The organism is Streptomyces sp. ID05-39B (genome assembly GCF_033794725.1).
Classification (GTDB): domain Bacteria; phylum Actinomycetota; class Actinomycetes; order Streptomycetales; family Streptomycetaceae; genus Streptomyces; species Streptomyces bobili.
This window is the reverse complement of sequence record NZ_JARGEF010000242.1, coordinates 1-12,286: the sequence shown is the minus strand read 5'-3', so window position 1 is coordinate 12,286 and position 12,286 is coordinate 1. Positions and strand designations below refer to the sequence as shown.

The window sequence follows — 12,286 nt, the reverse complement described above, 5'->3', positions numbered from 1 at the left end:
GCCCCGACCGTCGACCCCGCCGCCGCACCGGCCGTCGACCCGGTCACCGGCGGCCGTGATCCGCGTCCCACCGTCACCCCCACCGCCGCACCCGGCGGCCTGCCGCCCGGAGCCGTGGAGGACGGCGACGGCATCGGCGCCCCCCGGGGCACCGGCGCGGCCCATGGCGCCCAGGGTGCGCGCACGGCGGACAAGCCCTCGCTGCTCCCGCACGACGAGTGCGACAAGCTCTCCTCGCGGATGCAGCACGCGGTGGCCGGCTTCGTGGACCGGCCCCGAGACGCGGTGGAGGAGGCCGACCACGTCCTGGAGGATCTCGCCGTCCGCTTCACCGACGCGGTGAACAGCCGCCGCCGCACGCTGCGCGGCTCCTGGCAGGCCACGGACGACAAGAAGGGCGACGCCACGGCCGCCGACACCGAGCAACTCCGGCTGGCCCTGCGCGACTACCGCGAGCTGACGGACCGGCTCCTGCACATCTAGCCCCGCCAGGGTGCACCGCTGGGCTCAGGGTCAGACCTCCAGGGTCAGACCTGCAGGGTCAGACCTCTGGGCTCAGGGTGCGCATGCAGGCTCCTCAGGGGCCCTCAGCCGCCCGTGGTGTCCGCCCGGCGCTCCCGCCACTGCCGTACGACCTCTTCGACGTCGTACGGCTTCATGCCCAGCGGGGGGCCGGGCGGTGGCTTGAACATCATTTCGCGGAGCTTGGCGTTGACGTCCGTGATGATCTTCCGGACGAGGCGCTCCGAGGGCGCCGCGTACGCCGCGGCCAGCGCGTCCTCCGCCTCCTTGCGCAGGGCCAGCGCGGGCGGCAGCACCGAAAGCCCCTCACGCGCCATCTTGCGCCTGATCCACCACAGTTCGTCGTACGGACCCTCGACCTCGGGGTCCAACGGCCTTCCCAGGCCGGGGAGTTGCTCGAACTCACCACGCTTCTCGGCGTCCTGGATCTGCTTGTCGATCCAGGACTCGAACGGGACACCGGGTGGCTTTCGCTCGGTCATGGGTCCATTGTGCCGGACGCGGCGGGGCCGGGCGATTTAGTATGCGGCGGCTGTGCACGCACAGTTCGGACGCTGTCAGACAGACATCTCTTGAGGAGCGCACGTGCTCGAACTCACCATGGCCACCGTCTCCGGGACGGAAGAGGGTGCCACGGCCGGCATGCTCATGGCCGACGCGCCCAGCGAGCCGGGCGCCGTGCTGCGGGTGGGCCGGGACAAGTCCGTGTGCCGCCTCGCCACCCCCGAGGAGTGGCTGTTCGTCTCCCGGGTCCACCTGGAGTTCCTGTGCGGCCCCGAGGGCGTCTGGCAGGTCAGCTGGCTGCGCGGCTCCCAGCCCGACCCGTCCTCCGAGGTCCGGCTGGTGGTCGGCGAGTACGCCCAGACCATCGCCTACGGCGGCACCGTGCGGCTTCCTCGCGGCGGCAACGGCGAGATCGTCGTCACGGACCGCACCGGCCCGCGCAGCGTCAACGTGGGCTTCTACCAGGAGGCGTGAGAACTGATGTGTGAGAACCGGCGCGTCGGGTCCGGCGCGGGAGGCTGAGCAGGTGAGGGCTGACAGGTGAGAACCGCGGGCTACGCCAGCACGCGGGCCAGAGCGAAGCCGTCGTAGCCCTTGGAGCCCACCGTCTGGATCGCCGTACCGCTCAACCTCGGATGCGAGCCGATGAGTTCGATGGCGTCGCGGGTGCCCTTCACATCGCCCGCGCCGCTGTCCGTGTCGACCACCCGGCCGCCCCGTACGACATTGTCGACGACGATCAGGCTGCCGACGCTGGTGAGCCGCAGCGCCCACTCCAGATACAGGGCGTTGTTGACCTTGTCGGCGTCGATGAAGACCAGGTCGAACGGCGGCGGGTTCTCGTCCGCCAGCAGCGGCAGCGAGTCCAGGGCCGCTCCCACCCGCACCTCGACCTGCTTGTCCAGGCCCGCGCGCGCGATGTTGCGGGTGGCGATCTCGGCGTGCTTCGGGCTGTACTCCAGCGAGACGAGCCTGCCGTCGGCCGGGAGCGCGCGGGCCAGCCAGATGGTGCTGTAGCCGCCGAGCGTGCCGATCTCCAGGATGGTCCGGGCGCCCTGGATCTCCGCGAGGAGCTGGAGCAGCTTGCCCTGGTTCGCCGTGACGCTGACCTGGGGCAGACCGGCCGCGTCGCTGTCGCGCAGCGCGGCCTCGGTCACCTCGTCGTCCGGGGCCAGGCGGGCGGTGAAATAGGCGTCGACGGTGTCCCAGATCTGCGACTCGCTCATGCCCTCTGCCTCTCGGTTGCCGACCTGACTCGTGAGGAAAGCCAAGCAGTGGGTCAACGCCGTACGCCGTGCCCGAGTTCCCCCTCACTCGCAACTCACAGGGGCCTGACCGGCCCGATTCAGCCGTTCGGGCCAGGCGGTGCGGTGGGCGGGAGCGGCTGAGGCACCGCAGGCACTGCAGGGGGCGCGTGCCCTCCCGTCCGTCGCCGCGCCCGCGCCCGGTACAGCGCGAGCGTGACGGCCCCCGTCACCAGCGCCGCCGGGCCGCCCACGACGGTCAGCAGCCACACCGGGATCCCGGCCACCGTGAGCAGCCGGTCCACGTGGATCACCCGCCGGTACGCCGTGTCCTTCGCCGTCCGGCGGAGCTCGTGGTCCGCCGAGATCGCCGACGGCTCCGGGAACTCCTGGGTGAGGGCCGTCAGGAACGGCGTACCCGCCGCCAGTGCGCCCAGCGGGCCCTTTGCCGTGTTCACCGGCCCGGCGAAGGTCACCTGCGGCCGTCGGCCGCCGATCCGGGACACCGGCTCCATGCGGTGATCGGCCAGCACGTACAGGCCGAGGCTCTGCGCGGTGGTCGCCAGCCGCGAGAGCCGCATCGGGTAGACGAGGGTGTCGCTGGCGAAGGTGAGGTGGAGCGGATCCAGCTCACCGCCCAGCGGGGTGCCGGCGCTTTCGGGGACCAGCCGTACGGCCACGTACTCCCAGCGCAGGTCGACGTACGGCTGCAGGGCCGTCTCCAGGCGGGGCGGGAGGGCGAAGCCGTTGTCGCCCAGCCAGTCGTCCAGGGCGGTCGGGTCGGTGGCCGTCAGCCGGGCCACGTCGAACGGCCCGAGCCGCTCGCGCCCGACCACGCCCACACCGGGAGCGGCCCCGGGCTGCGGGGCGGCCCCCGCGCCGTCCTCGCTCCCGGTCAGCGGCCAGTCGCCGTCCTGCGGCCAGAAGTGGTACCGCTCGCGGCGCTCGGGGGCGGTCGCCTCGGTCAGCTGGTCGAGGATCTCCGGATCGCCGAGCTTCACCGTCGCCCGGCTCGGCACCGGCATGATCCAGGCGGCCCGGTCGGCGTCCCCGGAGACCGACAGGCTCATCACGATCTGCTCCTGCGCGCCGTCCCAGCGCACCACGGAGACCTCCCGGCCGACCGCAATGCGCTGCTGGTCGCCCGGGACCATCGCGCCGCAGCCGCAGGCGTAGGCGGGGGCCACGAGCGAGCCCAGCTGAGTGGCGAGCAGCGCGAGAAGGAGCGTCAGCAGCAGCCGCCCCCGCCGTAGGTGCCGTCTATCTGCGCGTCCGAGCATCCCCCGAGTCCCTTCGTCCGTCGCGACGGGCGCGTGGGTCACGCCCGTCGATCATCGTCCGGGTCTACGACGGCGGGTCCGGGGGGCCGGTTCCGCCGCGCCGGTCGGGCCCGCCGGTTGTGTCCGTGCCGTGACCGGCCCCGCACCGCGGAACCGACGCCTCCTCGGGAGGACTATCGTCTTCCGGACAAAAGGAGAACGGATGTCAGGTGCGGACGGGGCGGCCCGCGTCTTCGTCCTGGGGGTGCCGCGAGCCTCATAGGGTTCGTGGAGGAGAACCCCACGAGGAACGCGTGGGACCTACGGGGCGGGAGGCCTACGAGGCGTGGCGAATGCGGAGCAGAGCGGACGACCGGCGAAACCGTTCGGAGCGACGGCGGTCGACACGGCGAGAGCGCGCCTGCGCCTGGCCCGCCTCGGCCTCTGGCTGGTGGCGGCGGTCCTCGCCGTCCGGCAGGTGGCCGTCGTCCTCGGCACCCCGCGCGGAGAACGGCTGACGGATCTGGAGACCTGGGTCGGACCGGACGGCGTCCTGCACGTCAACGGTTCGCTCTACGACTCGACGCGCTTCACCGGCACCCCGTTCGGCGGACTCGTCCTCAAGCCCCTGACGCGGGCGGCCGAACAGGCCCTCGGCTGGGGCTGGACCTTCGGCACGCTGCTGCTGGTCGCCGCGCTCGGCCTCGTCGTCGCGCGGGCGCTGCCGCAGCCGGTGAGCAGACGCACCTCGCTGCTGGCCGCGCCCGTCGCGATCAGCCTGCTGATGCTGTCCCTCCCCGTCCGCAACACCCTCTGGCTCGGCCAGACCAGCATCATCCCCGTCCTGCTCGTCCTCCTCGGCTGCTTCGTCGTACGGGGGCGGCACGCGGGCGGCGCCCTGATCGGCCTGGCGGCGGCGCTCCAGCCGACCGTCCTGCTGTTCGCCCCGCTGCTGTGGTTCACCGGCCGACGCCGGGCCGCCGCGACCGCGGGGGCGTCGTTCCTGGCCTGCACGCTGGTGGCCTGGGCCGCGATGCCGCACGACTCGTACACGTACTGGGTCCACCACATGGCGGGAGTGGGCCTGGGCGGCGACGCGGACGCCCTCGGCAACCAGTCCCTGCACGGCGCCCTGCTGCGCTTCGGACTGTCCGGCCCGCTGGAGATCGCCCTGTTCCTGACGCTGGGCGCGGCCGTCGCCGTCCTGGGCGTCCGCCGGGCGGTGCGCTACGCCCGCGACGGCCAGCTCCTGCTGGCGGTGGCCGTCACCGGATGCGCCGCCGTCGTCGTCTCCCCGACGACCTGGCAGCACCAGCTCCTGTGGGTCCTGCCCGCGGTGGTCGGCCGGGTCGGCAGGCGCGCCTCGGACCGCTACGTGTGGCCGGTCGCCGTCATCCTCGTCATGACGCTCCCGGCGAAGATGATGCTGCCGGACATGGCGTCCCTGTACCCGCTGCGCGACAACGTCGTCCTCCTCGCCGCACTGGCCGCCGCGACGGTCATGCCCTTCCTGCCACGCACCTCCCCGTACTACGGCACCCCGATCCCCACCCAGTACGCCGCGCCGGTCCCGGCCCGCTGGAGACGCGTCCCGCTGCTGCCGTTCCTGCGCCGGGTCCTCACCCGCCCCAACCTCCTCCTGGAGCTGCTGCTCATCCGCGTCACCTACGCGGCGTACCAGCAGGTCAGGCTCGCGGCGACGGGCGGGACCATCTCGGGCGGACGGGAGCGGGCGGAGGCCCACGGCCGCGAGATCCTCGACATCGAGCGCTTCCTGCACCTCGACATCGAGCACTGGGCCAACCACGCGGTCGTCGAGGTCGGCTGGCTGCGCGACTTCTTCGACTTCTACTACACGTCGTTCCACTTCGTGGTCCCGCTGTCGGTGCTGGCCGTCCTCTACTGGCGCCGCCCGGTGGACTACCGCTGGGCCCGCTCCTCCCTCGGCTTCGCCACCCTGCTCGCCCTGGTCGGCTTCTGGCTGTACCCGCTGGCCCCGCCCCGCCTGATGCCGGGCCTGGGCATCATCGACACCGTCCACGGAGTCCAGGACTTCACCCAGCCCGACTACGGCACCCTGACCTCCCTGACCAACCAGTACGCGGCGATGCCGTCCCTGCATTTCGGCTGGTCCCTGTGGTGCGGCATGGCGATCGCGATCGTCGCCCCGAAGTGGTGGATGAAGGCCCTCGGCCTCGTGCACCCCCTCTTCACGGCCTCCGCGATCGTGGCCACCGGCAACCACTGGATCCTGGACGCGGTGGGCGGCGCGGCGGTCGTCCTGGGCGGGTTCGGTCTGGCGTACGTGTTGCAGGGGCCGCGGGCGGGGGTGCTGCGGACGGCGGCGGTGGGCAGCGAGCCGCTGGCGGCGGAGAAGGAACGGACGGCCAGCGCCTGAAGGCGCTCGGCTTGGCGGGATCTTCAGCAGCATCGAGGGGCGGCGCCCCCACCACCGGGCCGCGCAGCCACCGCTCGGGGGTTGCCGCCAGTGAGGCGACCGGCTCGGGTGACCAGGCGTGCCGGCAACAGGTTGGCGGCCACGGCCTTGAGCGACGCGGCGCGGTCCATCACAGCAGGGTGTGTACGGCCGCGCCCCTTCTCGGCGTTCCTCCGGTGGACTACAGCCGCTGGATGATCGTTCCCGTCGCCAAGCCGCCCCCCGCGCACATCGTGATCAGCGCGAACTCCCTGTCCGTGCGTTCCAGTTCGTGGAGGGCTGTCGTGATCAGGCGGGCGCCCGTCGCGCCGACGGGGTGGCCCAGGGCGATTCCGCCGCCGTTGACGTTGACCTTGGCGAGGTTCTGGTCGAAGACCTTCGTCCAGCTCAACACCACAGAGGCGAAGGCCTCGTTGATCTCGACGAGGTCGATGTCCTTGAGGGACATGCCTGCCTTGCCGAGCACCGCCCGGGTCGCGTCGATGGGACCGTCGAGGTGGAAGTGGGGGTCGGCGCCGACCAGGGCCTGGGCCACGATCCTCGCCCTCGGCTTGAGTTTCAGGGCGCGGGCCATCCGTTTCGACGCCCACATGATCGCCGCCGCGCCGTCCGAGATCTGCGAGGAGTTGCCGGCCGTGTGGATCGCCGTGGGCATGACCGGCTTGAGGCGGGACAGGGCCTCCAGGGACGTGTCCCGCAGGCCCTCGTCCCGGTCCACCAGGCGCCACATGCCCTGGCCCGCCGCCTGTTCCTCCTCCGTCGTCGGGACCTGGACGGCGAAGGTCTCCTTCTTGAAGCGTTCCTCGGACCAGGCCACGGCGGCGCGTTCCTGGGAGAGCAGGCCCAGCCCGTCGACGTCCTCACGGCTGAGGCCCCTGTGGCGCGCGATGCGTTCCGCCGCCTCGAACTGGTTCGGGAGGTCCACGTTCCACTCCTCCGGGAACGGCTTCCCCGGGCCGTGCTTCGAGCCCGAGCCCAGCGGGACCCGGGACATCGCCTCGACCCCGCAGCTGATGCCCACGTCGATGACGCCCGACGCGATCATGTTCGCCGTCATGTGGGACGCCTGCTGCGACGAGCCGCACTGGCAGTCGACCGTCGTCGCCGCCGTCTCGTACGGGAGGCCCATCGTCAGCCAGGCCGTGCGCGCGGGGTTCATGGACTGTTCACCGGCGTGGGTGACCGTGCCGCCGACGATCTGCTCCACGGCGTCGGCGGGGATGCCGGTGCGGCCGAGGAGTTCGCGGTAGGTCTCGCCGAGGAGGTAGGCGGGGTGCAGGTTGGCGAGCGCGCCGCCGCGCTTGCCGATGGGGGTGCGGACTGCTTCCACGATCACGGGTTCGGCGGCCATGGGTGCGGATCCTCTCGGGGGGCGGCTCTCCTCCGGACGTACGGCACTACGGAGCTGTGAACCAGACGTGAACTAGAACACGTACTAGTTCTCGTTGCAGTCTGATGACGTGATGTGGGTCACCGCAAGGGTCTTGCAGCCTTCGGGTGCCTGAACTACCTTCACCGGAACCTGTTTCTGATGAGCCGTCAGAAAAGCTGCCTTCTGGCTGGAGCTGCCCATGCCCTGTCCAGCGCTTCCCGACGGGTTCGACTTCACCGACCCCGACCTGCTGCAACACCGTGTGCCGCTCCCGGAGTTCGCCGAACTGCGGCTGGCCGAACCGGTCCGCTGGATCCCCCAGTCGGGGAACGTGGCCGGCTTCGAGGACGAGGGCTACTGGGCGGTCACCCGGCACGCCGACGTCCGGTACGTCTCCACCCACCCCGAGATCTTCTCCTCCACCCTCAACACCGCGATCATCCGCTTCAACGAGCACATCGCCCGCGACTCCATCGACGCGCAACGGCTCATCCTGCTGAACATGGACCCGCCGGAGCACACGCGGGTGCGGCAGATCGTGCAGCGGGGGTTCACGCCCCGGTCCATACGGGCGCTGGAGCAGCGGTTGCGGGAGAGGGCCGCCGCGATCGTCGCCGGGGCCCGCGCGCTCGACGGGCCCTTCGACTTCGTCACCTCGGTCGCCTGCGAGCTGCCCCTCCAGGCCATCGCCGAGCTGATCGGCATACCCCAGGACGACCGGATCAAGATCTTCGACTGGTCCAACAAGATGATCGCCTACGACGACCCCGAGTACGCCGTCACCGAGGAGGTCGGCGCCCGGTCCGCCGCCGAGATCATCGCGTACGCCATGAGCATGGCCGCCGAGCGGAAGCGGTGCCCGGCCCACGACATCGTGTCCACGCTGGTCGCCGCCGAGGACGAGGGGAACCTGAACTCGGACGAGTTCGGGTTCTTCGTGCTCATGCTGGCCGTGGCCGGCAACGAGACCACCCGCAACGCCATCACCCACGGCATGCACGCCTTCCTCACCCACCCCGAGCAGTGGGAGCTGTACAAGAGGGAGCGGCCCGCCACCGCCGCCGAGGAGATCGTGCGCTGGGCCGCGCCCGTGGCCGCCTTCCAGCGGACCGCCACGCAGGACACCGAGCTGGGCGGGAAGACGGTCAGGAAGGGGGACCGGGTCGGCCTGTTCTACGCCTCCGCCAACCACGACCCCGAGGTGTTCGAGCGGCCCGACGAGTTCGACGTCACCCGGGACCCCAATCCCCACCTCGGCTTCGGTGGCGGCGGGCCCCACTTCTGCCTCGGCAAGTCCCTGGCCGTGCTGGAGATCGACCTCATCTTCAACGCCCTCGCCGACGCGATGCCACGGATGCGGCTCGTCGAGGACCCGCGGCGACTGCGGTCCGCCTGGATCAACGGGGTGAAGGAGCTGCGGGTCAGCGCCGGTGGGTGAGGAACGTACGCCGAGGACTGCTTCGAGGAAAGGCGTAAGGCGGCGGCCCCCGGGGATCGGGGGGCCGCCGCCTTACGCGTACGGGGTGAGGCCAGGGCTGGGTTCAGTACCAGCCGTTGGCCTGCCAGAAGGCCCACGCGCCGGCCGGGCTGCCGTAGCGGGAGTTCATGTAGTCCAGGCCCCACTCGATCTGGGTCTTGGGGTTGGTCTTCCAGTCGGAGCCGGCCGAGGCCATCTTGTTGGCCGGCAGGGCCTGGACCAGGCCGTAGGCGCCGGACGAGGCGTTGGTGGCGTCGACGTCCCAGCCGCTCTCGTGCTCCACGATCTTGCTGAACGCGTTGAACTGCGCGGCGTCCGGGATCATCTTGTGCGCGATCGCCTTGGCCTGGGAGGCGGAGGTCACGGTCGAGGCCTGGGCGGGGGCCGCGTGCAGGGCCATGCCCGCGGTCGCGGCGGCCAGGGCGGCGGCGGTGAGGGCCTTCTTCGGGGAGGCGATGCGGCGGATGACGGAGACGGACACGGAGAACCTTTTTCTTCGGGGACAGGAACGTCGCTGTGCATGCGGAGTCACGCGGTGCGTGGCCGCACCGCGTGATGTGCGGCGGGGGCTTGCATGCGTCGGGGCCGAGACCCGGGGGTCTGCCCGCCCTGTGCGACGTCATCCAGAGAAACAGGCTCGGAGGGGGTCCGCAATGACCCCTTTTACTAGTTGTGGCCGGATGTGAGACGAAGGTCGTTTGTGTGACCTGGCTCTCAATGTGCAGGTCAGAGGCCCTGCCGTGAAGACCTGGCGTCCGAAATGTCCCACTAAGGTGGATCGTAGGTGATGTGGGTCATGTGGGGTGCTTCACCGATCAACGGTCCTCGAATGTGACCGCGGTCTCGAAGGCCGCGCGCCGGGTGGCTCTGCGTAGCGCCCTGAGCACGGCCGGACCCAGCGTCAGCGTCAGGACGACGGTGACGACGGCCCGGCCCAGGTCCCAGCCGAGGGAGGTGGCCGCGCAGTAGGCGGCGAAGCGGGCCAGGTTCTCCGGTACGGCCGCGTCCGGATCGAAGGAGACGCGCGAGGCCAGCTCGCCCAGGAAGGGCCAGCCCGCCATGTTCATCGCCGTGCCGTAGGCGAAGGCGGCCAGGAAGCCGTACGCCGCGAGCAGGGCCAGTTCGCCCCGGCCGCGCAGCCGGTCCGGGCCCGGCAGCAGGCCCGCGCCCATCGTGAACCAGCCCATCGACAGCATCTGGAACGGCATCCACGGCCCCACCCCGCCCGTGAGCAGGGCGGACGCGAACATCGTGACCGATCCCAGGACGAACCCGAAGCCGGGTCCGAGGACCCGGCCGCTGAGCACCATCAGGAAGAACATCGGCTCGATGCCCGCCGTCCCGGCCCCGATCGGGCGCAGGGCGGCGCCGGTCGCCGCCAGCACGCCGAGCATGGCGACCGCCTTCGCGCCGAGCCCCGACTCCGAGATCGTCGCCGCGACGACGGCGACCAGCAGCACCAGTAGGCCCGCGAAGAGCCAGGGGGCGTCCTGCGCGTGCGCGTTCAAGGTGGAGGAGGGCGGGGCGAGGAACGGCCAGCCGAAGGCGACCGCACCGACCGCGCTGACGAGGCCGAGCGCGGCGACGGACCGGGGCCCGAGACGTACGGCCCGCGCCTGCCGGGTCGGAGTCACGGCAGCGGCTCGCCGGGTCATCGCAGGGCCTCCCGTACCTGCGCGACGGTCAGCCAGTTCTGTGGGGCCAGGATCTTCGTCACCTGCGGGGCGAAGGACGGGGAGGAGACGATCACCTCGGCTGTCGGACCGTCCGCGATCACCTCGCCCTCGGCGAGCAGGACGACCCGGTGGGCCAGTTCCGCCGCCAGTTCCACGTCGTGCGTGGCCAGCACGATCGCGTGCCCGGCCGAGGCCAGCTCGCGCAGCACACCGACCAGGCGGGTCTTCGCCGCGTAGTCGAGACCGCGCGTCGGCTCGTCGAGGAGGAGCAGCGGCGGACGGGCGGCCAGGACGATCGCCAGCGCCAGCGTCAGACGCTGGCCCTCGGACAGGTCGCGGGGGTGGGTGTCGTCGCCGATACCGGGGAGCAGGCCGGTGACCAGGGCGCGGCAGGTGCCGGGGGTGGCTCGCGCGTCCCGGTCGGCGGCGGCGCACTCGGCGGCGACCGTGTCGGCGTACAGCAGGTCGCGGGGCTCCTGGGGGACGAGGCCGACCCGGCGGACCAGGTCGCGGGGCGCGGTGCGGTGGGGGAGCGCGCCGCCCACCCTGACCGTGCCGGAGGACGGCTCGACCAGGCCCACGAGGGTGTTGAGCAGCGTGGACTTCCCGGCGCCGTTGCGGCCCATGAGGGCGATGGTCTCGCCGGGGGACACGGTGAGGTCGACGCCGCGCAGCGCCTGGACCCGCGCACGGCGTACGGCGAGGGCGCGGACCTTCGCCAAAGGCGCGGACGCGGCAGGGGCGGGCGTACCCGGGCGGCGCCAGCGGGCGAGTACCGGGCGCGGCACCGGTGGCTCGACGGTCGCGGGCGGCGCGTGCTCCGGCTCCCGCCCGGCGAGCCGTTCGCGCAGGTCACCGGCGCGACGCCGGGCGTCGCGGACGGTCAGCGGCAGCGGGGACCAGCCCGCCAGCCGGCCCAGATCCACCACCGGCGGACATACCGGCGACACGGCCATGATGTCGGCCGGGGTGCCCAGCACCGGGGCGGCGCCGGGCGCGGGCAGGAGGGCGACCTGGTCGGCGTACTGGAGGACGCGTTCCAGGCGGTGCTCCGCGAGCAGGACGGTCGTACCGAGGTCGTGGACCAGGCGCAGGAGGACGGCGAGGACCTCCTCGGCGGCGGCCGGGTCGAGTGCGGAGGTCGGCTCGTCCAGCACGAGGACGCGGGGGTGCGGGGTGAGGACCGAGCCGATCGCGACGCGCTGCTGCTGACCGCCGGAGAGCGTGCTGATCGGACGGTCGCGCAGGCCGGCCAGGCCCAGCAGGTCGAGGGTCTCCTCGACGCGGCGGCGCATCACCGCCGGGGGCAGGCCCAACGACTCCATGCCGTAGGCGAGTTCCTCCTCGACGGTGTCCGTGACGAAGTGCGACAGCGGGTCCTGGCCCACCGTGCCCACCACGTCGGCGAGTTCACGCGGCTTGTGGATACGGGTGTCGCGGCCGGCGACCGTCACCCGGCCGCGCAGGGTGCCGCCCGTGAAGTGCGGGACGAGACCGCCGACCGTGCCGAGCAGTGTCGACTTGCCGACACCGGACGGACCGGCGAGCAGCACCAGTTCACCTTCCGGGACCGTGAAGTCGACGCCCTGGACGGTGGCTTCGGAGCAGCCGTCGTACGTCACGGAGACGTTCTCGAAACGGATCACGACGACGGCTCCTTCGGGAGCGGGGCGTTGAGCGGGGCGGGGAGCAGCGCGGGCAGCAGGCCGAGCAGCACGGCCGCGGCGGGAGGCACGTACGGGCTGCCGGTGCTGGTGGCCGGAGTGGCCGCCCAGGGTGAGGACGGCCGTCGTAC

General features: G+C 72.1%; 11 protein-coding genes. 4 read left to right on the top strand and 7 right to left on the bottom strand.

Features of this window, described 5'->3' with window-relative positions:
* Nucleotides 1–483: hypothetical protein (locus P1P75_RS33990; RefSeq protein ID WP_319262809.1), on the top strand; the 483-nt coding region annotated here is incomplete at its 5' end.
* A gap of 104 nt (nucleotides 484–587) precedes the next feature.
* Here the strand turns inward: P1P75_RS33990 and P1P75_RS33985 are convergent.
* A complete protein-coding gene (locus P1P75_RS33985) occupies nucleotides 588–1,004 on the bottom strand; it encodes a DUF1992 domain-containing protein (protein ID WP_319262807.1) in 417 nt (138 codons plus the stop codon).
* A gap of 103 nt (nucleotides 1,005–1,107) precedes the next feature.
* Between P1P75_RS33985 and P1P75_RS33980 the strand changes: the two genes are divergently transcribed.
* On the top strand, nucleotides 1,108–1,500 hold the full coding sequence (locus tag P1P75_RS33980) for a hypothetical protein (protein ID WP_319262806.1): 393 nt from the start codon (nucleotides 1,108–1,110) through the stop codon (nucleotides 1,498–1,500).
* A gap of 80 nt (nucleotides 1,501–1,580) precedes the next feature.
* Here the strand turns inward: P1P75_RS33980 and P1P75_RS33975 are convergent, their stop codons facing one another.
* Nucleotides 1,581–2,252 (bottom strand): O-methyltransferase, encoded by a 672-nt coding sequence (locus P1P75_RS33975; RefSeq protein WP_319262804.1) that lies wholly within the window; start codon nucleotides 2,250–2,252, stop codon nucleotides 1,581–1,583.
* Between the two features lie 119 nt (nucleotides 2,253–2,371).
* A complete protein-coding gene (locus tag P1P75_RS33970; RefSeq protein WP_319262802.1) occupies nucleotides 2,372–3,550 on the bottom strand; it encodes a DUF2330 domain-containing protein in 1,179 nt (392 codons plus the stop codon).
* Between the two features lie 325 nt (nucleotides 3,551–3,875).
* On the opposite strand from P1P75_RS33970, the gene P1P75_RS33965 reads away from it, so the two are divergent.
* Nucleotides 3,876–5,927: a bifunctional glycosyltransferase 87/phosphatase PAP2 family protein gene (locus P1P75_RS33965; RefSeq protein ID WP_319262801.1), complete on the top strand. Its 2,052-nt coding sequence runs from the start codon at nucleotides 3,876–3,878 to the stop codon at nucleotides 5,925–5,927.
* Nucleotides 5,928–6,147: 220 nt separating this feature from the next.
* On the opposite strand, the gene P1P75_RS33960 is transcribed toward P1P75_RS33965, so the two are convergent.
* Nucleotides 6,148–7,317 carry a steroid 3-ketoacyl-CoA thiolase gene (locus P1P75_RS33960; RefSeq protein ID WP_319262799.1) on the bottom strand — a complete coding sequence of 390 codons (1,170 nt, stop codon included), beginning with the start codon at nucleotides 7,315–7,317 and terminating at the stop codon, nucleotides 6,148–6,150.
* A 220-nt stretch (nucleotides 7,318–7,537) separates the two neighbouring features.
* Here P1P75_RS33960 and P1P75_RS33955 point away from each other — a divergent pair, with 220 nt between their 5' ends.
* Nucleotides 7,538–8,776, top strand: a complete 1,239-nt coding sequence (locus P1P75_RS33955; protein WP_319262797.1) for a cytochrome P450 — start codon at nucleotides 7,538–7,540, stop codon at nucleotides 8,774–8,776.
* 103 nt (nucleotides 8,777–8,879) lie between these two features.
* Here P1P75_RS33955 and P1P75_RS33950 read toward each other — a convergent pair whose 3' ends face one another.
* From P1P75_RS33950 to P1P75_RS33940, 3 genes are all read right to left on the bottom strand, one after another.
* Entirely contained in the window at nucleotides 8,880–9,296 is a 417-nt protein-coding gene (locus P1P75_RS33950) for a transglycosylase SLT domain-containing protein (protein ID WP_319262795.1), read from the bottom strand.
* A gap of 334 nt (nucleotides 9,297–9,630) precedes the next feature.
* A complete protein-coding gene (locus P1P75_RS33945; RefSeq protein ID WP_319262793.1) occupies nucleotides 9,631–10,470 on the bottom strand; it encodes an ECF transporter S component in 840 nt (279 codons plus the stop codon).
* The gene (locus P1P75_RS33940) at nucleotides 10,467–12,137 is read right to left on the bottom strand and encodes an ATP-binding cassette domain-containing protein (protein WP_319262791.1); all 1,671 of its coding nucleotides are present in this window, start codon (nucleotides 12,135–12,137) and stop codon (nucleotides 10,467–10,469) included. The genes P1P75_RS33945 and P1P75_RS33940 overlap by 4 nt, the downstream gene beginning before the upstream one ends.
* Between the last annotated feature and the right edge of the window lie 149 nt (nucleotides 12,138–12,286).